Below are 21446 nucleotides of genomic sequence, written 5' to 3'. Positions count from 1 at the left end.
ATTACTCTCTCCCTTCGCGCTGGGTATCGTTGCGCAGAGCATTGGCCCGACGCTGATCCATGATGCTGTCTGGACTGTAGGCTGACGTGTCGCTGCGGCTGGCAGTGCTGCCGGGCGAAGCGGGCAGCGTAGACAGGCTCGCGCCTTTCTGGCCGCCTTGCGCCGCGCTGCTTGCGCCGCGCATCAGCTGGTCGAGCGGCAGTACCATCAGGTTATTGCTGCGATCGTTAACCAGCACTTTACGGGTATGGCTCAGCACGCGCTCCATGGTCTCGATATAGAGGCGCTCTTTGGTAATAGCCGGCGCTGCCTTGTACTCGGGCAGCAGCTTAGCGAAGCGCGCCACTTCGCCCTGCGCTTCCAGTACGGTCCGTTCTTTATAAGCGCGCGCCTCTTCAAGAATGCGCTGCGCCTGGCCGTTCGCGCGCGGCTGTACTTCGTTCGCGTAGGCTTCCGCCTCGCGCACATACTGCTCGCGGTTTTCGCGCGCGGCGATCGCATCGTCAAATGCGGCTTTCACCTCTTCCGGCGGACGCGCCGCCTGGAAGTTAACGTCCAGCAGCGTGATGCCCATGTTGTAAGGACGAATGGTTTCGTCAATTTCACGCTGCGTATCGCTACGCACAACGGTACGCCCTTCGGTCAGGATGCGGTCCATCGTGGAGCGGCCAATTACGCCGCGCAGCGCGCTGTCGGTCGCCTGGCGCAGGCTATCGTCCGCGCTGGTGACGGCGAACAGGTAGCGCTCAGGATCGGTTACGCGGTACTGCACGTTCATCTCGACGCGCACCACATTCTCATCGGAGGTCAGCATCACGCCCGTTGCGGCAAGCTCACGCACCGCTTCGACGTTTACTGCACGCACCTGATCGATAAAGGTGGGTTTCCAGTTCAGGCCTGGCTCAACCAGATGACTGAACTTGCCGAAGCGCGTAACCACCCCGCGCTCCGCTTCTTTGATAGTGTAGAATCCACTGGCGGCCCAGATAACCACCGCCGCGACCGCGACAATACCAACCAGTTTGCCACCGCCGCCGCCGCTGCGCTGACCACTGTCACCCTGTTTGCCACCGCCCAGTCCGCCGAGCTTTTTGCTCAACTTACGGAAGATATCATCCAGATCCGGAGGTCCCTGTTCACGACCGCCTTTATTTCCCCCAGAGTTGCCGCCTTTATTATTGCTGCTTCCCCACGGGTCGCGGTCCTGTCCGTTATTACCGGGCTGATTCCACGCCATGTTCTACTCCATTTATTGTTAGTGCGCTGTTTACCCTGCAGCTTTCAGGCTGTAGCTCTTGTTGGCTGCCTTCGTTCACCCCGCTATTTACCGGTGTAAACGGACAGGGAGAATCATCCCAGAAAAACGGCAGCCGCCTGCTACACCATACACGCTATTGCGTAAGGACGTTTGGGCAACGTGTCAAACTATGTAATCGAGCAGCGCCGGTTCCTGCTTGCACAGGCGTCGCCAGTCAACCATCGGCATACGCACGCGTAGCCCGACGCCGCCGTCTTCTTCATTCCATTCATCTTCAATGGCCTGCAGCTGATAGAAGCGGCTGCGCAGGCGGCCCGCTTCCGGCGGCAGGCGCAGCTCGAACTGCGCGATTTCGCCCGCCAGCCGCTCAGAAAGCGCCTGCCACAGCAACGGTATGCCTTCGCCGCTCTGCGCTGAAAGCCAGACGCGGACTGGCAGATTTTCTTCATTACGGTCGATGCGCGGCACGAATCCGTCCAGCATATCGATTTTATTCATTACCAGCAGCGTGGGGATCTCATCCGCCTCGATCTCTTCCAGCACCGTATCGACCGCTTCGATATTCTCGTTTACGCGCACGTCGGCGGCGTCGATCACATGCAGCAGCAGCGTCGCCTGACGCGTTTCCTGCAGCGTCGCTTTAAACGCGGCCACCAGGTCATGAGGCAGATGACGGATAAAACCAACGGTATCCGCCAGCACCACTTCGCCGACGTCTACGACGTTCAGACGGCGCAAGGTCGGATCAAGGGTTGCAAACAGCTGGTCCGCCGCATAGACGTTCGCGGAGGTAATGGCGTTGAACAGGGTGGATTTTCCGGCGTTGGTATAGCCGACCAGCGACACGGTTGGCACGTCCGCTTTAGCGCGCGCCTGACGTCCCTGCTCGCGCTGCTTTTCAACGCGCTCAAGCCGGGACAAAATCTGGCTGATCCGATTACGCAGCAAACGGCGGTCGGTTTCCAGCTGCGTTTCGCCCGGGCCGCGCAAGCCGATGCCGCCTTTCTGGCGTTCAAGGTGCGTCCAGCCGCGTACCAGACGAGTAGCAAGATGGCGCAGCTGGGCCAGCTCGACCTGCAGCTTACCTTCATGCGTGCGGGCACGTTGGGCAAAAATATCCAGGATAAGACCAGTACGGTCAATGACTCGGCATTCGCACAGGCGCTCCAGATTACGTTCCTGCGCAGGGGTTAAAGCATGATCGAATAAAACGACCGATGCTCCACTCGATTTTACCGCATCGGCAATTTCAGCTGCCTTTCCTTCACCGACAAAATATTTGGGATGTGGCGCTTTACGACTGCCGGTAATAACTTGCAGCGCTTCTACGCCCGCAGAAGAAACCAGGGTTTCAAATTCCTGGAGATCTTCCATCTCTTTGTCTTGGGAGAACCAGATGTGTACCAGTACGGCCTGCTCACCGGCATCATAACGGTCAAACAAGCTATAACCTCGCTTATAAAATAGAAGACCAGGACGGAAAACGGTCTGCGTTCTCCCGCCCTGGTTTGTACGAGTAGCGCGTTATTCCGCGTTATCGCCGTCTTGTTGTGGCTGCGATTGTGCAGAAGCGTTGCTACCGCCGTGATGGTAGTTGTTGCTGCCGCCACCAGCATTGTTGCTGTGGTGAGAAACCGGGCGTGATGGAACCACGGTAGAAATGGCGTGCTTGTAAACCATCTGGCTTACCGTGTTCTTCAACAAAATCACGAATTGATCGAAAGACTCAATTTGTCCCTGCAGCTTAATACCGTTGACCAAATAAATCGAAACCGGAACACGTTCACGACGCAGTGCGTTCAAAAACGGGTCTTGTAATGATTGCCCCTTAGCCATTCTATCTTTTCCTTATATGCTTGTTGTTTATTACTTGTAGAACCGAAGTCCTGAAAATACTGCGTAAAAATTTGCGCACGATAACCAACCAATTGTACACAATCACCCATGCTTCGCACTAAGAACCTGAAGCACCTCGTTACGCGCGGATTCTGGGCTGTCGCTGTCAAGCCAGCGTACATTTTCCCAGCCGCGTAACCAGGTCATCTGGCGTTTAGCGAGCTGCCGGGTCGCGCAAATTCCTCGATAAACCATCTCGTCGTAATCGATCTCGCCAGCCAGATATGACCACATCTGACGATAACCGACACAGCGAATGGAAGGCATGTCCGTATGCAAATCACCTCGTGCAAACAGGGCCCGAGCCTCCGCTTCAAATCCCGACGCCAGCATCTGCTGAAAGCGCAGTGCGATACGCTGATGCAGCAGTTCACGGGTCGCGGGGGCGATTGCGAACTGATACACATCGTAGGGTAACGCTTCGCCGGATGTTTTTGTCAGTTCCGTTAAAGTTTTACCCGAAATAAAAAAAACTTCCAGTGCTCGCGAAAGTCTCTGCGGATCATTCGGATGAATACGCCCCCCGGCCACCGGGTCGATTTCACACAGCTGACGATGCAGCTCATCCCACCCTTTTTCACGCGCCATTTGCTCTATGCGCTGACGCACCTCAGGATCGGCCGAGGGGAGCGGCGACAACCCTTCCAGTAATGCCTTGAAATAGAGCATAGTTCCGCCAACAAGCAGCGGAATACGGCCGTTCTGAACGATCTCTTCCATGGCCGCCAGCGCATCGCGACGAAAGTCGGCGGCTGAATAGGCTTCCGACGGATCGCGAATGTCCAGCAGGCGATGAGGCGCCAGGGCCAGCTCCTCAGCCGAGGGTTTAGCCGTACCGATATCCATCCCGCGATAGATTAAGGCAGAGTCAACGCTGATAAGTTCCACCGGCAGCTGCTTTCTTAACGCAATCGCCAGCGCGGTTTTGCCCGAGGCGGTCGGCCCCATCAAAAATATAGCCTTCGGTCGGCCAGCCAGGTTTTGTTCACTCATGCTTAAATGCGGCAAGCGCGCTCTCAATATCTATAGTCTGAATCAGGCCCGAAGGCGGCGACTTTAACAATTGCGGACAGAGCCTTTCGAGATCCGCCAGCAGCGCAATCGCCTGCGAGTGATTCCAGTGGGAGGTTTCCGTCTCGCAGCGTCGCGCCAGCCAGTGAGCCAGCTGCAGGGCGTCGCTCTCCGGCTGCTGGGCAAGGTAGCCTAACAGTTCTGGGATCAGGATTTGTAAATTTTGCGTGCGTAAGGGTAAAGGCACCGCGCGCAGCGTAACGTGATCGCCTTCCGGCTGCAGATCGATGCCCATCGCCTGCAGCAGGCTCTGCTTATCTGCGGCGATCTGGCGCTCCGGCCGGGCGACCTTCATGCGCACCGGGATCAGCAGCGGCTGCGGCTTCAATCCCGTCTCGCCTGGCTGTAGCTGCGCATGCCGCACCCAGCGCGCCGCCACCGGCAGCGAAAGCAGCTGCAGGCGCTGCTCCTGTTCCAGTAGCGCATAACGCTCCCGCATTAACGTCAACACGCGGCCGAAGCTCTGAGCATGCGACGTCAGCGGCGCATCAGCAGGCTGCGCGCGCGGCATGACTGGCGGCGCGGCCGGTTCAGCCGGCGCGCGCTGGCCCGACGTCGGCGTTTTCAGCAGCTGCTGATAGACCGCTCCCTCGCGCTTGCTGTAGCTGTTCTCTTTATTCTGCCAGGCCGGCTGCGCGTTTCCGCCGCCGCCGCCGCTTCCACTTCCACTTCCGGCTTCGCTGCGGCGCGGTGCGGCGGGCTGGGAAAAGTGATTGCCGCCCGCCGCCTGACGATTCTCTGGCTGCCAGCGCGGCGCAGGCTCTTGCGCCTGCACCGCTGGCAGGGTCGGCGCGCTGCTCGCCTGCAGGACGCTCATTACTCCCTGGAAGATAAAGTCGTGCACCAGCCGTGACTGATGAAAGCGCACCTCATGCTTGGCGGGATGAACGTTGACGTCGACCTGGTGGGGATCGATTTCCAGGTAGAGCACATAAGCTGGCTGCTGGTCGGCCTGCAGCTGGGTCTGAAAAGCCTGGCGTATCGCATGGTTGATCAGTTTGTCGCGCATCATACGACCGTTAACGTAGCAATACTGAATATCAGTCAGCTGACGCGATCCGGCCGGATCGGCCACCCAGCCGCGCAGCAGCAAATCGTCGTGCTGCCAGTCGATGCGCAGCGCATGTTGCATAAAGGTCGCGCCGCAAATCGCGCCCAGCCGCCGTTCACGCTGCGCCTCGTCGCTGACCGCGCGGTACTGTCGCATCAGCTTGCCGTTGTGGCTGAGCGAGATCGAAACGTCAAAACGCGCCAGCGCGATACGGCGGATCACCTCGTCGATATGGCCGAACTCGGTTTTCTCGGTGCGCATGAATTTTCGACGCGCGGGCGTGTTGTAGAAGAGATCGAGCACTTCCAGCGTGGTGCCGGACGGGTGCGCCGCGGGTTTAACCGTCACCTCCATCTCGCGGCCTTCGGCGTAAGCCTGCCAGGCTTCGCTCTGGGCCTGGGTGCGCGAGGTTAAGGTTAAGCGCGAGACCGAGCTGATGCTGGCGAGCGCTTCGCCGCGAAATCCCAGGCTCATAATGGCCTCAAGATCGTCGAGCGAGGCAATTTTACTGGTGGCGTGACGCGCCAGCGCCATCGCCAACTCCTCTTTACTGATGCCGCAGCCGTTATCGCGAATGCGGATGAGCTTCGCGCCGCCTTTTTCAATATCAATGTCGATACGCGTCGCGCCGGCGTCAAGACTGTTCTCCACCAGCTCTTTTACCACCGAGGCAGGGCGCTCGACGACTTCGCCCGCCGCAATCTGGTTAGCCAGCTGCGGCGGTAAAATTTGAATAGGCATGGTGTTTATCCTTGTTGAGCTGGCCCGGCGCCTGGCCGGGCTGACCGTCAGGAGGCGGGGATTTTCAGGGTTTGCCCCAACATAACGTTCGAGGACTTCATATTATTCGCCTGGATGATCGCCTGCGGGCTGACGCCGTAATGCGCGGCGATTGCCGTCAGCGAGTCGCCCCGCACCACTTTATGCCGCGTCGGCGCGCGCGCGGCCACGCTGTTGCTGGCCGGCACCTTCAGGCGCTGTCCGACCCAGACCACATCACGCTTAAGCCGGTTCATGTCGCGCAGCGTGCCCATGCTGACGCCATATTTCGCGGCGATGCCGGAAAGCGTTTCGCCGCGAGTCACCGTATGACGCTGCACCGCGCCGGTATACTGCGTAGTGCCGGTCGCCGGATTACTGGCGACGCTCACCGTCGGCGATGAGCCGAGCGGACGGTTTTCCTCCTTTGGGAGCGATTGTAGCGGGTGCGCCAGGAAATAATTGCGCAGGCCTTTGTAGATAGCCATCGCAATTTTATCCTGGTAAGCGCTACTGCCGAGCAGTCGCTCCTCCGAGGCATTACTGATAAAGCCGGTTTCTACTAACAGCGAGGGAATATCCGGCGAACGCAGCACGCCGAGGCTGGCGTGCTCCGGCAAACGCTTGTGCAGCGGCGAAACGCCGCGCAGCTGTTGCAGCACCTTCACCGCGACGTCATAGCCAACGCGCTGTGAGTGGCCAAACTGGAGATCCAGCACCGCCTGGCTCAGATAGGGATCCGCCTGACTGTTTGCCAGCAGATCCCCGGCACCACCCAGCAATTCGGACTGCTTCTCGCGCTGCTCCAGCCAGTTCGCCATTTCGCTGTTGGCGCGGCGGTTAGAGAGCACCCATACCGAGGCGCCGGTAGCGCTGTGGCTCGGCGCCGAGTCGGCGTGAATAGAGACCAGCAGGTTGGCATTCTCTTTACGCGCCACCTCGGAACGGCCCATCACCGAGATAAAGTAGTCGCCGTCGCGCGTCAGCACCCCTTTGAACATCGGATCGTTGTTCAGCAGCACCTTCAGCTTGCGCGCGATAGCGATAGTCACGTTCTTTTCGTGCAGACCGCGCTGTCCGGTCGCACCGGGATCCTGGCCGCCGTGACCCGCGTCGATCGCGACAATCACCGTGTCGTTGCTGGTGGGCATCGCGTTGCCTGGCCGCGTCGTGGTGTTGGAATTACTGACCGCCGTGACCTGGTTAGCGTTAAACGGGTTAGCGGCACCCTGGCGCGGCGTTACGCGGCCCGGCGTCTCCGTCGCTGCCGTTGAAACGGGCGCGGCGTGGGTGACGCGCTGCCTGCCCTGAATGGTAAACACCACGTTATAGCTGCTGCCGTTACGCTGAGTGACCGCGCGGGTTTTGCCCGGCTGCGTCAGTTCGAAGACCAGCCGAATGCTCTGCTTATCTTTTGGCGTGCTGGTGCGAATGCGTTTAACGATATTTTCGCCGCTGAAGTTCAGCGGCAATCCCTTAATCACGCCGCTCTGACGAATATCCAGCACCACGCGATCCGGATTGCGCAGCGGAAAGTAACCATATACCGGCTGTCCAGCGAAGCTCAGGGTAACCGTCGCCTGACTGTCGCCGTTCTCCACTTTGATATCGGAAAGGCTGGCGGCCAGCGCAGGCGCCGCAGCCAGGCAGAGTATCAGCAGCAGCGCGCTTTTCATCCTTGCGATCATGCCTGCGCCACCTGCTCTGTCAGGATCTCACCCAGCGCTGAATGCGCTTCAAGACGCGCCTCACGCGCAGCGCCGACGTAGCTCAGCGTCAGCGCCAGGTCGGGCGGCGGCAAGACGCCAGCGCCCTGCTGCGGCCACTCGACCAGACAGATTGCGTCACCGGTGAAGTAGTCGCGGATGCCCATAAATTCCAGCTCTTCCGGATCGGCCAGCCGATAGAGATCGAAGTGATAAAGCGCGCGCTCGCCGAGCTGATAGGGTTCTACCAGCGTGTAGGTCGGGCTTTTAACGTTGCCCTGGTGGCCAAGCGCCTGCAAAAATCCACGGCTGAAGGTCGTTTTACCCGCGCCCAGATCGCCATAGAGATAGATTACCGCCGCGCCGGTACAGGCGCGGGCCAGCTGAGCGCCCAGATCGAGGGTCGCCGCCTCATCGGGCAAGGAAATAACACAGGTCTTCATGCTTTATTATTGGGTCATCTCTGGATTAACAAACTGCCAAAGCAGCTCGAATAAATCTGTTGCCAACATGCCGCGCGTACCACGTCGCGCTGCCACTGCGTCCGCTGCCGCGCCGTGGGCCACGCAGCCTGCGCAGGCCGCGTCGAACAGCGCAAGCTGCTGCCCCATCATCGAGGCGATAATACCACTCAATACGTCACCCATGCCGCCGGATGCCATGCCGGCATTGCCGACGTCAGCGAAGGCCATTTCGCCCTGCTCGCTGGCGATAATCGTGCCGGCGCCTTTTAACACTACTACCCCGCCGTAGCGCATCGTTAACTTCTGCGCGGCGAGAAGGCGATCGCTCTCGACTTCGCTGGTCTTAATACCCAGCAGTCGCGCCGCTTCGCCTGGGTGCGGGGTAATGATGCGATTCTGACGTTTCTGCGCGTTTATTGCCAGCAGGTTAAGCGCATCCGCGTCCCAAAGCATCGGCTTTTCACTGGCTTCGACCGCTTTCAGCGCATTCTGTCCCCATTCGCGCTGGCCCAGTCCCGGCCCAATGGCGATAACATCCGCCCACTCCAGCCCGCTTTGCAGCGCCTCGTCGGTCAGTTCGTCCACCATAATTTCCGGGCGCGCCGTCAATATTGGCGCAATATTATCGCGATGCGTCAGTACGCGCACCAGCCCCGATCCGCTGCGCAGCGCCGCTTCCGCCGTCATGCGAATCGCCCCTGCGGTGCCGGTATCGCCGCCCACCACCAGCAGACGGCCATGATTGCCTTTATGCGACGTGGGCTTGCGCGGCTTTAGCCAGTGCGACAAAAAGCTGGCGTCGAAACGCGCCATCGGCGCGTTTTCATCGGCAAGGAAAGCGCCTAAGCCGAGATCGGCATAGCGCAGCTCGCCGATAAGATCGCGCGCCTTGCCGGTAATCTGGCCAGGCTTAAGCGCAATAACGCTTAGCGTCTGCGTGGCGCTAATCGCCTCGCCCGGCGCGCAGCCGGTCGTCGCCGACAGCCCCGAAGGCATATCGATCGCCAGCACTGGCGCGGCGTGCGCGTTCGCCTGTTTGATCAGGCTGAGGTAAGGTTCGGCAGGCGCGCGATTAATGCCGGTGCCCAGCAGCGCATCGATAATGAGATCGACCTCTTCCGGCCAGACGGCATCAGCGGCATGGATATCGCCTCCCGCTTCCAGCCAGGCCTCACGCGCGCGCTGCGCCTCATCCGGCAGCGGCTTATCGCTTTCGCACGCCAGCAGCGTCACCGCGCAGCCCGCCGCCTGCGCCAGCCGCGCCACCACATAGCCGTCGCCGCCGTTATTGCCGTGACCGCAGAGGATTAACCAGTTGCTCGCCTGCGGCCACTGCGCGCGCGCCAGCCCGAACGCCGCCTGCCCCGCACGCTGCATCAGTTCGTACAGGGTAATGCCCAGCGCGTCGGCGCCGTCGCGCTCCAGCTGGCGCAGAGCCTGCGCAGGCCAGACGGAATATGGTAAACTGCGGCCGTTTGCTTTCGATTCCTGGTTACTCATGTCATACCCTCTCGATCTTCATCAGCTTGCTCAACAGATTAAACAGTGGGGCAAGGATCTCGGCTTTCAGCAGGTCGGCATCACCGACACCGATCTCAGCGCGGAAGAACCGCGTTTGCAGGCGTGGCTGGACAAACAGTATCACGGCGAAATGGAGTGGATGGCGCGCCACGGCATGATGCGTGCGCGTCCACATGAACTGCTGCCCGGCACGCTGCGCGTGATCAGCGTACGCATGAACTACCTTCCGGCGAAAGCCGCCTTTGCCAGCACGCTGAAAAACCCGCAACTCGGCTATGTCAGCCGCTACGCTCTGGGACGTGATTACCACAAAGTATTGCGCAATCGTCTGAAAAAGCTCGGAGAAATGATTCAGGAAAAGTGCGGTGAGCTTAATTTTCGCCCCTTTGTCGACTCTGCGCCGGTGCTGGAACGGCCTCTGGCGGCCAAAGCGGGCCTGGGCTGGACCGGCAAACATTCGCTGATCCTGAACCGCGAAGCAGGCTCATGGTTTTTTCTCGGCGAACTGCTGATCGATCTGCCGCTGCCGATTGACGCGCCGCAGGAAGAGCAGTGCGGCCGCTGCGTCGCCTGTATGACGATTTGTCCGACCAACGCTATCGTCGAACCCTACGTGGTAGACGCGCGCCGCTGCATCTCCTATCTCACGATTGAGCTTGAAGGGGCGATTCCGGAAGCGCTGCGTCCGCTTATGGGCAACCGTATTTACGGCTGCGACGACTGTCAGCTGATCTGCCCGTGGAATCGCTACGGGCAACTCAGTGATGAAACGGACTTCTCGCCGCGCGCTGCGCTGCATGCGCCGGAGCTGATGACGCTGTTCCAGTGGGATGAAAAAACCTTTTTACGCGTGACGGAAGGCTCGGCAATACGCCGTATCGGCCACCTGCGCTGGCTGCGCAATATCGCCGTGGCGCTGGGCAATGCGCCCTGGCGCGCGGAAATTACAGAGGTGCTGAAAAAGCGGCTGGGCGAAAACCCGCTGCTTGATGAACATATTGAGTGGGCGCTGGTTCAGCAGCAGGAGAAACGGCAGGCGCTGTCGATTGATGTGCAGCCCGCGCAGCAAAAACGGCTGGTACGCGCCATTGAGAAGGGTTTGCCGCGTGACGCATGATTAATCAATGCGAATCGTCAGCTACTTTTCCACAAGCTGTGCATAAAAATAAAAAGCTGTTGTCATTCAACTGACACAGAGTGCGTCAAGGCTGGTTTTAACAAAATGAAATATCCTCATTAGGATATAATTCAATGAGTTAAATAGAGAATGTGTATAAATAATAATGTGGATAGCGCTGCTGAGCGCAGGGCAAGTTGTGGATAACTCTGTTTAAAATAGTTTTACAGATCGCCGTGAACGGCGTAAAAACACGGCTGACGCGCTGTGGATAACCTGATAAGCGCAGCGGTACGCGGCGATCATCAACGGCTTAAGCTAAGCGTATGATTTTTAGCGATGTAAAATTTGGAGCGGGAAACGAGACTCGAACTCGCGACCCCGACCTTGGCAAGGTCGTGCTCTACCAACTGAGCTATTCCCGCACAGGAAAGGTACTGCTAAACACATTTTGGAGCGGGAAACGAGACTCGAACTCGCGACCCCGACCTTGGCAAGGTCGTGCTCTACCAACTGAGCTATTCCCGCTTAGGAAAGGTACTGCAAACAAATTTTGGAGCGGGAAACGAGACTCGAACTCGCGACCCCGACCTTGGCAAGGTCGTGCTCTACCAACTGAGCTATTCCCGCGCCTTGTACCGTTGCATAAATTCTTCATCGGTACGGGGTGCGCATTATACGAGAAATTATTGCTGCTGCAAGAGTCTAAAAGCAAAATTTTGCGCTTTCGATTCGTTTGCCGATTAAAGCAGCAACCTGCTGTTTTCCTGCGCACCTTTCAATGCTAAAGCTGCAAAAAGTGCTCGCGATAGTATGCCAGCTCGGCGACAGATTCGCGAATATCATCCAGCGCCTGATGCGTGCCCGCCTTTTTAAAGCCTGGCAGAATCTCTGGCTTCCAGCGACGCGCCAGCTCTTTTAAGGTGCTGACGTCCAGATAGCGATAGTGGAAATAGGCTTCCAGCTCCGGCATATACTTGAAAAGGAAGCGGCGATCCTGACCAATGCTGTTGCCGCAAATCGGCGAGCTGTTGGCGGGCACCCACTGCTTGAGAAATTCAATCGTCGCCAGTTCGGCGCGGCGATCGTCGAATTCGCTGGCCTTCACGCGCTCGACCAGCCCGCTGGCGGTATGGGTGCGTACGTTCCACTCATCCATCAGCGCCAGCTGCGCGTCGGACTGATGCACCGCCATCACCGGCCCTTCCGCCAGGATATTTAAATTCGCGTCGGTCACCAGCGTGGCTATCTCAATAATGCGGTCGCGCTCCGGATCCAGCCCGGTCATCTCCAGATCGATCCAAATCAGATTATTTTCATTTCCTGTTGCCATGCTGTTTCCCGCCGTAGCCGTAGTCGTCATCAATAGTGAATAAGGTGTATCATAGACGTTTTGCCCAGCCGGGCGAAGTCTGGCGAAAGCCTGAGAGGATGCGTGAGCAAAAATAAACTGTCGAAAGGTCAACAACGTCGCGTCAGCGCTAACCATCAGCGTCGTCTGAACCAGCGCGAAGCGCCGGAAGCTGACGATAATCTGTTTGGTGAAGCGGCGGAAGGCGTAGTGATCAGCCGCTTCGGCATGCACGCAGACGTTGAAGACCGCGAGGGCGAGGTGCATCGCTGCAACCTGCGCCGCACTATTCGTTCGCTGGTTACCGGCGACCGCGTCGTCTGGCGTCCGGCGCTTGGCGGCGGCAAAGGCATTGTCGAAGCGGTCCATGAGCGTAGCAGCGTGCTGACGCGCCCCGATTACTACGACGGGCTGAAGCCTATCGCCGCTAATATCGATCAGATCATTATCGTTTCGGCGATTTTGCCCGAGCTGTCGCTCAATATCATCGACCGCTATCTGGTGGCGAGCGAAACCCTGGGCATCGAACCGCTGCTGGTGCTGAACAAGACCGATCTGCTTGATGACAAGGCGCGCGCGTTCGTTGATGAGCAGATGGATATCTATCGCCGTATCGGCTATCGCGTGCTGATGGTCTCCAGCCATGCGAAAGCGGGCCTGGCGGAGCTGGAAGCCGCCCTGACCGATCGGATCAGCATTTTTGCCGGACAGTCCGGCGTCGGTAAGTCGAGCCTGCTGAACGCCCTGCTCGGCCTTGACGCGGCGGCGGCCACCGCCATTGTCACCAATGATGTTTCCGACGTTTCCGGTCTGGGTCAGCACACGACCACCGCGTCGCGCCTGTACCACTTCCCTCACGGCGGCGATGTGATCGATTCGCCGGGAGTGCGCGAGTTCGGCTTATGGCATCTCGAACCGGAACAAATTACGCGCGGATTTGTCGAATTCCGTGAATTTCTCGGCAGTTGTAAATTCCGCGACTGTAAGCATGGCAGCGATCCCGGCTGCGCCATCCGCGCCGCCGTCGAAGCGGGCCAGATAGACATTTCGCGCTTCGACAACTATCACCGTATTCTGGAGAGCATGGCGCAGGTTAAAACGCGCAAAAATTTCTCCTCCAGCGAGTGATAATCGCTTCTTATCACGGCATTGACCCTGCATCGCCTTTATAACGAGAGGGATCACGGGGGAAATTCGCCATCTGACCGGGGCGCTGATATGATTCGCCCCCTTTTGATTGACGCGAAACAAAGCCAGGAGGCTAAGGTGTTTGATCGTGTAAAACTCGGCCTGAATCATGTACTGCCGAAAAAATGGTTAACGGAACTTGCGGGTTGGGGTGCCAGCCGTCGTGGCGGCTGGTTGACCAAACTGGTGATTGATATCTTCGTCTGGTTCTACAAGGTGGATATGTCGGAAGCCCGTAAGTCCGATACCGCCAGCTATCGCACCTTCAACGACTTCTTTGTTCGTCCGCTGAAGGACGACGCGCGTCCGGTCGATCCCGACGCGAATCTGATCGTGCTGCCTGCCGATGGTGCCATCAGCCAGCTGGGCCGCATTGAAGGCGACCAGATTTTCCAGGCGAAAGGCCACCATTATACGCTGGATGCGCTGCTGGCCGGTCAGGAAGAGATGGCGGCGCAGTTCCGCGACGGCCATTTCGTCACCACCTACCTTGCGCCGCGCGACTACCACCGCGTGCATATGCCGTGTAACGGTATTTTGCGCGAGATGATCTACGTACCGGGCGATCTCTACTCGGTGAACCCGCTGACGGCGCGCAATATTCCGAACCTGTTTGCGCGCAACGAACGCGTTATCTGCTATTTCGATACCGATATCGGGCCGATGGTGCAGATTCTTGTGGGCGCCACCATCGTCGGCAGCATCGAAACCAGCTGGGCTGGCACCGTTACGCCGCCGCGTGAAGGGGTGATTAAACGCTGGCACTATCCGGCCGCGGAGAGTGAAGGCGCAATTGTGCTGCTGAAAGGCCAGGAGATGGGGCGCTTTAAGCTGGGCTCCACCGTTATCAATCTGTTCGCGCCAGGACGCGTCAAGCTGGCGGAGAGTCTGGAAGCCGAAAGCAAAACCCGTCTTGGCCAGCCGCTGGCGATGGCGCTGCCGCAGACCGACCCCGTCGACGTTATCGCCGACTAACCGCTGAGAGTGTTTTTGCTGTGCGATCGTTTCTCATCCTGGTGCTGAGCCTCTGGCTCAGCACCTCAGCGCTGGCGGCCACTGTGCCGGATGCCAGCCAAATCAAACAGGCGCTGGACGAAGCGAAAGCGGCAAAAAACACGCCTGCGCAGGCGGAACAGGTGCAGTCCCTTGAAGCCGCCCTCAATTATCTTTCCGAACGCGATGAGTCGCTGGAGCGCGCAAAGCAGTATCAGCAGGTCATTGATGATTTTCCCCGCCTCGCCCGCGAACTGCGCCAGCAGATCGCCTTAATAGACGACAACAGCAAAAGCGTACGCAGCAGCATGAGCAGCGCCCAGCTCGATCAGGAGATCCTGCAGGTCAGCAGTCAGCTGCTGGAGGAAGGTCGTCAGGCGCAGCAGGAGCAGGATCGCGCCCGCGAGATCAGCGATTCCCTGTCGCAGCTTCCGCAGCAGCAAACCGAGGCGCGCCGGGCGATGACCGAAAGCGATCGCCGTCTGCAGAACGGAACCACCGCCGCTTCGCCGCAGACGCAGGCGCAGCTCTGGGCGCGCCAGGCGGAAAACGCGGTGAATAAAGCGCGCGTTGACGAGCTGGAGCTGGCGCAGCTCTCTGCCAACAACCGTCAGGAGCTGGCGCGCATGCGCGCCGATCTTCATCAGCGCAAGGCGACACAGCTCGATAATTACTTACAGGCTCTGCGCAACCAGCTCAATGAACAGCGACAGCGTGAAGCGGAACTGGCGCTGGCGCGTACCGAGCAGCTGGCGGAAAACAGCGGCGACCTGCCGCCCGTTATCAGCAAACAGTTTCACATCAACCGCGAACTCTCCGGCGCCCTGAACGAGCAGGCGCAGCGCATGGATCTGGTCGCCTCCCAGCAGCGGCTGGCGACCAATCAGATTATCCAGGTCCGTCAGGCGCTGGGCACGTTGCGCGAACAGTCGCAGTGGCTCGGCGCGTCAAATCTGCTCGGCGAAGCGCTGCGCGCGCAGGTGGCGCGCCTGCCTGAGATGCCTAAATCGCAGCAGATTGATAATGAGATGGCACAACTGCGCGTACATCGCCTGCACTACGAAGATCTGCTGCAAATGCAGGATACGCTGCGCAAGGAGCATCAGCCCGACGGACAGCCTTTTACCGCGGAACAGCGCCGTATTCTGGATGCGCAGTTAAAAACCCAGCGCGAGCTGCTTAACTCGCTGATTTCCGGTTGCGATACGCTGATTCTGGAGATCACCAAACTCAAGGTCGCCAATACCCAGCTGCAGGATGCGCTGACCGATGTGAAAGACGCCACCCATCGCTATCTTTTCTGGACGGCGGATATCACGCCCATCGGCCTCAATTATCCGGTTGAAGTGGCGCACGATCTGACGCGTCTGCTGTCGCTCAACACCCTGGGGCAGCTCGGCAAAGCGCTGGCAATGATGGTTACCAGCCGCGAGACCGTCCTGCCGCTGCTCGGCGCGGTGTTGCTGGTCGGCTTTAGCATCAGAACACGACGTCACTTCAACGCCTTCCTGGCGCGCTCGGCGAGCAAGGTGGGCAAAGTGACGCAGGATCGCTTCCGCCTGACGGTGCGTACCGTTTTCTGGTCGATTCTGGTGGCGCTGCCGCTGCCGGTGTTATGGGCCGCGCTCGGCTATGGGCTGCAGCACGCCTGGCCCTACCCGATAGCGGTGGCCTTCGGCGACGGCATTACGGCGACGCTGCCGCTGCTGTGGGCCTTTATGATCAGCGCGGCGTTCGCCCGTCCAAACGGCCTGTTTGTGGTGCATTTTCGCTGGCCGCAAACCCGCGTAGCGCGCGCGACCCGTTACTACACGCTGACCATCGGTCTGATTGTGCCGCTGATTATGCTGCTGATCGCCTTCGCCAATATGGAAGATCGCCAGTTTTCCGCTTCGCTCGGCCGGCTCTGTTTTATCTTGATCTGCGGCGCGTTGTCGATCGTCACCGTCAGCCTGAAACGCGCCGGTATCCCGCTCTATCTGGATAAAGAGGGCAACGGCGATAACCTGGTGAACCGCGTCTTATGGAACCTGATGATCGCTATTCCGTTGGCGGCCGCCCTCGCCTCGGCGATCGGCTATCTGGCGACCGCGCAGGCGCTGCTGGCGCGGCTGGAAACCTCTGTCGCCATCTGGTTCCTGCTGCTGGTGATCTACCACATCATCCGTCGCTGGATGCTGATTCAGCGCCGCCGCATCGCCTTTGACCGCGCGCGTCAGCGCCGGGCCGATATGCTGGCGAACCGCGCGCGTCACGAAGATGAGAAAGACTCGGCCGCGCAGAACGGCGGGGTCGAGGTAGACGAGCCGATTATCGACCTCGACGCCATCAGCGCACAGTCGCTGCGGCTGGTGCGCTCTATCCTGACCCTGATTGCGCTGGTGTCGGTGATTGTGCTCTGGTCGGAGATTCACTCCGCGTTCGGCTTCCTTGAGAACATTCGCCTGTGGGACGTCAGCACCACGGTGCAGGGCGTTGAGAGCATTCAGCCTATTACGTTAGGCTCGGTGCTGATTGCGATTCTGGTGCTGATTATCACCACGCAGCTGGTGCGCAATATGCCGGCGCTGCTGGAGCTGGCGCTGCTGCAGCACCTTAATCTGACGCCGGGTACCGGATACGCCATTACCACCCTGACCAAGTATGTGCTGATGCTGGTCGGCGGCCTGATTGGCTTCTCAATGCTCGGCATCGAATGGTCGAAGTTGCAGTGGCTGGTCGCCGCGCTCGGTGTGGGACTCGGTTTTGGCCTGCAGGAGATTTTCGCCAACTTTATCTCCGGCCTGATTATCCTGTTTGAAAAGCCGATTCGTATTGGCGACACCGTGACTATCCGCGATCTTACCGGCAGCATTACGCGCATTAATACGCGCGCCACCACCATTATCGACTGGGACCGTAAAGAGATCATTGTCCCAAACAAAGCCTTTATCACCGAACAGTTCGTTAACTGGTCGCTCTCCGACTCGGTAACGCGCGTGGTGTTGACGATTCCTGCGCCCGCGCATGTGGACAGCGAAGAGGTGACAACGGTGCTGAGGCAGGCGTGCGAGCGCTGTAGTTATGTGCTGGATGTGCCAGCGCCGGATGTCTTCCTGGTTGATTTGCAGCAGGGCATCCAGCTGTTCGAGCTGCGTATCCACGCTGCGGAGATGGGCCACCGTATGCCGCTGCGCCATGAGCTGCACCAGCTGATCCTGAAAGGCTTTGCCGAACACGGCATCGAAATGCCCTTCCCGCCTTTCCAGGTGCGTATGGAGACGCTGGGCAAAAAGTCGCCCGCCAGCAACGGTTCGCCGTCATCGCGTACGTTTAAGTCAGGCGGTCTTTAGCTGAAACGCCGCGCTATGTCATAACCACGAGCAGTCGTTCTTCCCGATAAACAGAGGCCCGCGAATGCGGGCCTCGTCAGCAGAGAAAGCGTGCTACAGCGGCGCGTTTACTGCTTCACAAACTCTTCGCCCTGCGCGATATCTTTTCTCAACGTCTCCAGCATGCCGTTTAACGCCTGCTGTTCAAACTCGCTGAGCGAGCCGATGGCGCGTCGCTCCGCAATACCCTTTTTGCCCAACAGCAGCGGCTGCGAGAAGAAGCGGGCATACTCGCCATCCCCTTCTACATAGGCGCACTCGACGATGTTCGCCTCACCCTGTAGCGCGCGTACCAGCGATAAGCCGAAGCGTGCTGCCGCCTGGCCCATCGACAGCGTCGCGGAACCGCCACCCGCTTTCGCTTCGACCACTTCCGTACCCGCATTCTGAATACGCTTCGTCAGGCTGGCGACCTCTTCGTCACTGAAGCTCACCCCTTTCACCTGTGACAGCAGAGGCAGGATAGTGACGCCGGAGTGACCGCCAATCACCGGCACCTCAACCTCATTCGGCTGTTTGCCTTTCAGTTCGGCGACAAAGGTATTTGCGCGGATAATATCCAGCGTAGTGACGCCGAACAGACGATTTTTGTCATACACCCCATGCTTTTTCAGCACGTCAGCAGCGATCGCTACCGTGGTGTTAACCGGGTTGGTAATAATACCGATAAGCGCTTCAGGGGCGGTTTGCGCCACCTGCTCGATAAGGTTACGCACAATCCCTGCGTTGACGTTAAACAGATCGGCGCGATCCATACCCGGCTTACGCGCTACGCCCGCCGAGATGAGGATAACGTCCGCGCCATGCAGCGCAGGCGTCGCGTCTTCGCCGCTAAAGCCCTGGATTTTGACGGCGGTAGGAATATGGCTGAGATCCACCGCCACGCCAGGCGTTACCGGCGCGATATCATAGAGCGTGAGTTCGGAACCCGCAGGAAGCTGGGTTTTTAACAGAAGGGCGAGCGCCTGACCGATTCCGCCAGCAGCGCCAAGAACGGCAACTTTCATTCTGTACTCCTTATTAAGGTGGGGCAGAGTAGAGCCGAATTTCCATCTGTGTCCAGACCTGAATCAACTTCTCAGACGATGACAAACCCACTGTTAATTATGCGTGCCGCAGCACTTAATCTTATGGGCTGCTACTTTGTCAGCACAACGCGCCTGAATGACCGACAACGATGTCGATAGCAGATAGAGCACGGCCGTGATAGCTATGCATTCAGTACACCTCAATTGTATAACAATTCCGCAACCTTCGCTTACCACACCCGTACCGTTTTTGGTCTGTGCAGAAAATTTTGTTATCATGAGCGCCCGCAATACGCGGCGCCTGCCTGCTTCATCGATCAATTGCATAAAAATTCATTCATATGCATAATAATTTATCTGCCGTCGGCGGGCGTTCGGCATTTTTCTTTACTGGTAGCTTATGCGAAACCCATCAAAACAAGACGAATTGATCAAAGCGTTTAAAGCCTTATTGAAACAAGAGAAATTCAGTTCTCAAGGCGAGATTGTGCAGGCGCTGCAGGAAGAAGGCTTCGACAATATCAATCAGTCGAAGGTCTCTCGTATGCTGACTAAATTCGGCGCGGTGCGCACGCGCAACGCCAAGATGGAGATGGTTTACTGTCTGCCTGCGGAACTTGGCGTGCCGACAACCACCAGCCCGTTAAAAAACCTGGTGCTGGATATCGACTATAACGATGCGCTGATCGTGATTCGCACCAGCCCTGGTGCAGCGCAGCTGATTGCCCGCCTGCTTGACTCACTGGGCAAAGCGGAAGGTATTCTCGGCACTATCGCTGGTGACGACACGATTTTTATAACGCCAGCGCGCGCCTTTACCGTCAGGAAACTGCATAGCGCCCTTCTGACGGTGTTTGAACAGGAACTTTAAGGTTATACGCGACCGGCAATCCGCGCTGCTGGTCGCGCCTCCCGCGCGATAAAACCCCTTTATTCCCTGCTAATTCCGCTAGTTGCCTTATTCATTTCGCTGCTGTTGCCGCTGCTAACGTTGGTCATACCTTTTGGCCCGCTTAACCTTTTGCGCTATTTTACGCTGCTTTACACTACGCAATTAGCGACAATACCCAGATCCAAATCAATAACCAGCCACTTTCACCACCCCTTTTCGCACAAAAAGATAAAGTCACTTACCATTTTGTTTTTAAAAGCATTTAAGGGGCAATGGTCACTTTTTATCCATTTTTTATAACTTTAAAGAATAAAAATGAGTCATAAGGATAAAGAATAACAACTAAACATTATTAGGCAGGTATTAATTTCAGACGTTATTAGTTCTATACTTCTTTTCGTGACGCAAATCACACCAAACAAAAAGACAAAAACAGACGACGAGGAAATATATATGAACGTTAAAACTACTATCGCAACCCTGAGTATTCTATCAGCACTGTCATTTGGCGCATTTGCAGCAGAATCTGTTAACTCGCAGCAGGCGCAAAATCTGCAGTCTATCGGTTCAGTAAGCGTAAGCGGCGTAGCCGGTTCTCCTGCGCAAATCAATGACGAACTCAATGCGAAAGCAGAGCAGCAGGGTGCCAGCGCGTACCGTGTTATTGAGGCCTATAACAATGGCAACTACCACGCTACTGCCGAGCTTTATAAATAAGTTCGTTAACCAGACAACGTTGTAACGGCGACCTTATTGAAGCGCACATTGCGCATCGGGTGCCTAATCGATGAATTCAGGAGAGTAGACCATGAAAACCAAATCCATTATTGCCTTAGCAAGTTTGACTGCCGTCCTGTCGTTCGGCGCCAGCGCAGCCAGCCTGGTATCAAATCAACAGGCCGAAACGCTGCAGCCGCTGAACCAGACCATCAGCATCAGCGGCCATGACGGCGACCAGACCAATATTCGCCAGGCCCTTTCTCAGAAAGCCGATGCGCAGGGCGCCAGCCACTACCGCATCATCGAGAATAACCAGGACGATACCTATCACGTCACGGCTGAGCTTTATAAATAATTAACCGATCGGGCGCCCATGCGACGCCTGGCTATATCGACGACCCGCATACTTATGCCAACCGCAGGTTGTTGATTGTAATGAGGAGATAAATTATGAAAATCAAAACAACCATCGCAACTGTTAGCCTGCTTTCCGTAATCGCATTTGGCGCTCAGGCAGCGCAGCTGATTACCGGCGATCAGGCCCAGAATATGCAGCCTGCGGGAACAGTGACCATCAGTGGTACAGCCGGCTCGCCGATGGATTATCGCGCGCAGCTTTCTCAGAAAGCCGATGAACAAGGCGCCAGCGCCTATAAAGTGATCGAAGCGCGCACTGGCGACAGCTACCACTTCACTGCCGAACTTTATAAGTAATTCCTCGTCAACTACTGACGAACCCCTTGGCCCCGCTTGTCGGGGCCCTTTTTGTCGGGTTACTTAATATTAAAGCGGAGCTGGCCTTCCAGCTCCTCTTCCGCCTCGTCAAAGAGCAGTATCAGCGCGCCATAGCGCCGCTTCTGCCCCTTTCCAAGATGAATAAATTCAACTTCCAGCGGCATCGGCAGTTCATTGCCGGTGAGCACGTCCCATAACGCGTCCAGATCGCTGATGCGGTGCGCATTCAGAGCGAAGCGCTCGCTAAACTGACGAAAAAAATGCGACTGGTCGACAATCTCGTTAAAGTCGAAACGCTCGGTTTTCATAGTGAAGGCTCCTGTCC

General features: G+C 57.7%; 19 protein-coding genes and 3 tRNA genes. 8 read left to right on the top strand and 14 right to left on the bottom strand.

The annotated features are described in order from the left end of the window. Nucleotide 1: 1 nt before the first annotated feature. The 8 genes from hflK to nnr all read right to left on the bottom strand — a co-directional run bounded on the left by hflK (nucleotide 2) and on the right by nnr (nucleotide 9705). Complete coding sequence (hflK, locus tag MHZ89_RS20640) at nucleotides 2–1237, bottom strand: FtsH protease activity modulator HflK (protein ID WP_311784502.1); 1236 nt, start codon at nucleotides 1235–1237, stop codon at nucleotides 2–4. A gap of 183 nt (nucleotides 1238–1420) precedes the next feature. After that, nucleotides 1421–2701, bottom strand: a complete 1281-nt coding sequence (gene hflX / locus MHZ89_RS20635; protein WP_311784501.1) for a ribosome rescue GTPase HflX — start codon at nucleotides 2699–2701, stop codon at nucleotides 1421–1423. Between the two features lie 81 nt (nucleotides 2702–2782). Next, on the bottom strand, nucleotides 2783–3094 hold the full coding sequence (gene hfq, locus MHZ89_RS20630) for an RNA chaperone Hfq (protein WP_081140747.1): 312 nt from the start codon (nucleotides 3092–3094) through the stop codon (nucleotides 2783–2785). Between the two features lie 102 nt (nucleotides 3095–3196). Then, nucleotides 3197–4147, bottom strand: coding sequence for a tRNA (adenosine(37)-N6)-dimethylallyltransferase MiaA (miaA, locus tag MHZ89_RS20625; RefSeq protein ID WP_311784500.1), 951 nt, complete (start codon nucleotides 4145–4147; stop codon nucleotides 3197–3199). Continuing rightward, nucleotides 4140–6017, bottom strand: coding sequence for a DNA mismatch repair endonuclease MutL (mutL, locus tag MHZ89_RS20620; RefSeq protein WP_311784499.1), 1878 nt, complete (start codon nucleotides 6015–6017; stop codon nucleotides 4140–4142). The genes miaA and mutL overlap by 8 nt, the downstream gene beginning before the upstream one ends. Nucleotides 6018–6064: 47 nt before the next feature. Then, nucleotides 6065–7723, bottom strand: coding sequence for an N-acetylmuramoyl-L-alanine amidase AmiB (gene amiB / locus MHZ89_RS20615; protein ID WP_311784498.1), 1659 nt, complete (start codon nucleotides 7721–7723; stop codon nucleotides 6065–6067). Next, complete coding sequence (tsaE, locus tag MHZ89_RS20610) at nucleotides 7720–8184, bottom strand: tRNA (adenosine(37)-N6)-threonylcarbamoyltransferase complex ATPase subunit type 1 TsaE (protein ID WP_311784497.1); 465 nt, start codon at nucleotides 8182–8184, stop codon at nucleotides 7720–7722. The genes amiB and tsaE overlap by 4 nt, the downstream gene beginning before the upstream one ends. Nucleotides 8185–8190: 6 nt before the next feature. Next, the gene (gene nnr / locus MHZ89_RS20605; protein ID WP_311784496.1) at nucleotides 8191–9705 is read right to left on the bottom strand and encodes a bifunctional ADP-dependent NAD(P)H-hydrate dehydratase/NAD(P)H-hydrate epimerase; all 1515 of its coding nucleotides are present in this window, start codon (nucleotides 9703–9705) and stop codon (nucleotides 8191–8193) included. Here nnr and queG point away from each other — a divergent pair. Beyond that, entirely contained in the window at nucleotides 9704–10843 is a 1140-nt protein-coding gene (gene queG / locus MHZ89_RS20600; RefSeq protein WP_311784495.1) for a tRNA epoxyqueuosine(34) reductase QueG, read from the top strand. The two genes, nnr and queG, sit on opposite strands and share 2 nt — an antisense overlap. Before the next feature lie 349 nt (nucleotides 10844–11192). Here the strand turns inward: queG and MHZ89_RS20595 are convergent. The 4 genes from MHZ89_RS20595 to orn all read right to left on the bottom strand — a co-directional run bounded on the left by MHZ89_RS20595 (nucleotide 11193) and on the right by orn (nucleotide 12176). Continuing rightward, a tRNA-Gly gene (locus MHZ89_RS20595) sits at nucleotides 11193–11268 on the bottom strand. A 27-nt stretch (nucleotides 11269–11295) separates the two neighbouring features. Beyond that, nucleotides 11296–11371: transfer RNA gene (locus MHZ89_RS20590), tRNA-Gly, on the bottom strand. A 26-nt stretch (nucleotides 11372–11397) separates the two neighbouring features. Next, a tRNA-Gly gene (locus MHZ89_RS20585) sits at nucleotides 11398–11473 on the bottom strand. 154 nt (nucleotides 11474–11627) lie between these two features. Then, nucleotides 11628–12176 (bottom strand): oligoribonuclease, encoded by a 549-nt coding sequence (gene orn, locus MHZ89_RS20580; RefSeq protein WP_033754827.1) that lies wholly within the window; start codon nucleotides 12174–12176, stop codon nucleotides 11628–11630. Nucleotides 12177–12278: 102 nt separating this feature from the next. On the opposite strand from orn, the gene rsgA reads away from it, so the two are divergent. The 3 genes from rsgA to mscM all read left to right on the top strand — a co-directional run bounded on the left by rsgA (nucleotide 12279) and on the right by mscM (nucleotide 17707). Beyond that, a complete protein-coding gene (gene rsgA, locus MHZ89_RS20575) occupies nucleotides 12279–13322 on the top strand; it encodes a small ribosomal subunit biogenesis GTPase RsgA (RefSeq protein WP_311784494.1) in 1044 nt (347 codons plus the stop codon). 138 nt (nucleotides 13323–13460) lie between these two features. Next, on the top strand, nucleotides 13461–14357 hold the full coding sequence (asd, locus tag MHZ89_RS20570; protein WP_120455044.1) for an archaetidylserine decarboxylase: 897 nt from the start codon (nucleotides 13461–13463) through the stop codon (nucleotides 14355–14357). Nucleotides 14358–14377: 20 nt separating this feature from the next. Then, on the top strand, nucleotides 14378–17707 hold the full coding sequence (gene mscM, locus MHZ89_RS20565) for a miniconductance mechanosensitive channel MscM (RefSeq protein WP_311784493.1): 3330 nt from the start codon (nucleotides 14378–14380) through the stop codon (nucleotides 17705–17707). A gap of 107 nt (nucleotides 17708–17814) precedes the next feature. Here mscM and mdh read toward each other — a convergent pair whose 3' ends face one another. Continuing rightward, nucleotides 17815–18753 carry a malate dehydrogenase gene (mdh, locus tag MHZ89_RS20560; RefSeq protein ID WP_311784492.1) on the bottom strand — a complete coding sequence of 313 codons (939 nt, stop codon included), beginning with the start codon at nucleotides 18751–18753 and terminating at the stop codon, nucleotides 17815–17817. 421 nt (nucleotides 18754–19174) lie between these two features. Between mdh and argR the strand changes: the two genes are divergently transcribed. From argR to yhcN (MHZ89_RS20540), 4 genes are all read left to right on the top strand, one after another. After that, nucleotides 19175–19645, top strand: coding sequence for a transcriptional regulator ArgR (gene argR / locus MHZ89_RS20555; RefSeq protein ID WP_103794479.1), 471 nt, complete (start codon nucleotides 19175–19177; stop codon nucleotides 19643–19645). Nucleotides 19646–20119: 474 nt separating this feature from the next. Then, nucleotides 20120–20383 (top strand): peroxide/acid stress response protein YhcN, encoded by a 264-nt coding sequence (gene yhcN, locus MHZ89_RS20550; RefSeq protein ID WP_120455050.1) that lies wholly within the window; start codon nucleotides 20120–20122, stop codon nucleotides 20381–20383. A 91-nt stretch (nucleotides 20384–20474) separates the two neighbouring features. Next, nucleotides 20475–20741: a YdgH/BhsA/McbA-like domain containing protein gene (locus MHZ89_RS20545; protein WP_120455051.1), complete on the top strand. Its 267-nt coding sequence runs from the start codon at nucleotides 20475–20477 to the stop codon at nucleotides 20739–20741. Nucleotides 20742–20836: 95 nt separating this feature from the next. Continuing rightward, entirely contained in the window at nucleotides 20837–21100 is a 264-nt protein-coding gene (gene yhcN, locus MHZ89_RS20540; RefSeq protein ID WP_033754807.1) for a peroxide/acid stress response protein YhcN, read from the top strand. A gap of 59 nt (nucleotides 21101–21159) precedes the next feature. Here the strand turns inward: yhcN (MHZ89_RS20540) and MHZ89_RS20535 are convergent, their stop codons facing one another. Continuing rightward, the gene (locus tag MHZ89_RS20535) at nucleotides 21160–21429 is read right to left on the bottom strand and encodes a barstar family protein (protein WP_311784491.1); all 270 of its coding nucleotides are present in this window, start codon (nucleotides 21427–21429) and stop codon (nucleotides 21160–21162) included. Nucleotides 21430–21446 lie beyond the last annotated feature (17 nt).

This window comes from Pantoea sp. ACRSB (genome assembly GCF_022346905.1).
GTDB lineage: Bacteria > Pseudomonadota > Gammaproteobacteria > Enterobacterales > Enterobacteriaceae > Pantoea > Pantoea piersonii.
This window is presented reverse-complemented; position numbering and strand designations above follow the sequence as displayed.

What these genes read in the sequence shown, in the direction of transcription:
- hflK (WP_311784502.1), bottom strand. Translation starts at nt 1,237, where the DNA reads ATGGCGTGGAATCAGCCCGGTAATAACGGACAGGACCGCGACCCGTGG.
- hfq (WP_081140747.1), bottom strand. Translation starts at nt 3,094, where the DNA reads ATGGCTAAGGGGCAATCATTACAAGACCCGTTTTTGAACGCACTGCGT.
- miaA (WP_311784500.1), bottom strand. Translation starts at nt 4,147, where the DNA reads ATGAGTGAACAAAACCTGGCTGGCCGACCGAAGGCTATATTTTTGATG.
- mutL (WP_311784499.1), bottom strand. Translation starts at nt 6,017, where the DNA reads ATGCCTATTCAAATTTTACCGCCGCAGCTGGCTAACCAGATTGCGGCG.
- amiB (WP_311784498.1), bottom strand. Translation starts at nt 7,723, where the DNA reads ATGATCGCAAGGATGAAAAGCGCGCTGCTGCTGATACTCTGCCTGGCT.
- tsaE (WP_311784497.1), bottom strand. Translation starts at nt 8,184, where the DNA reads ATGAAGACCTGTGTTATTTCCTTGCCCGATGAGGCGGCGACCCTCGAT.
- queG (WP_311784495.1), top strand. Translation starts at nt 9,704, where the DNA reads ATGTCATACCCTCTCGATCTTCATCAGCTTGCTCAACAGATTAAACAG.
- nnr (WP_311784496.1), bottom strand. Translation starts at nt 9,705, where the DNA reads ATGAGTAACCAGGAATCGAAAGCAAACGGCCGCAGTTTACCATATTCC.
- orn (WP_033754827.1), bottom strand. Translation starts at nt 12,176, where the DNA reads ATGGCAACAGGAAATGAAAATAATCTGATTTGGATCGATCTGGAGATG.
- mdh (WP_311784492.1), bottom strand. Translation starts at nt 18,753, where the DNA reads ATGAAAGTTGCCGTTCTTGGCGCTGCTGGCGGAATCGGTCAGGCGCTC.
- argR (WP_103794479.1), top strand. Translation starts at nt 19,175, where the DNA reads ATGCGAAACCCATCAAAACAAGACGAATTGATCAAAGCGTTTAAAGCC.
- yhcN (WP_120455050.1), top strand. Translation starts at nt 20,120, where the DNA reads ATGAACGTTAAAACTACTATCGCAACCCTGAGTATTCTATCAGCACTG.
- MHZ89_RS20545 (WP_120455051.1), top strand. Translation starts at nt 20,475, where the DNA reads ATGAAAACCAAATCCATTATTGCCTTAGCAAGTTTGACTGCCGTCCTG.
- yhcN (WP_033754807.1), top strand. Translation starts at nt 20,837, where the DNA reads ATGAAAATCAAAACAACCATCGCAACTGTTAGCCTGCTTTCCGTAATC.
- MHZ89_RS20535 (WP_311784491.1), bottom strand. Translation starts at nt 21,429, where the DNA reads ATGAAAACCGAGCGTTTCGACTTTAACGAGATTGTCGACCAGTCGCAT.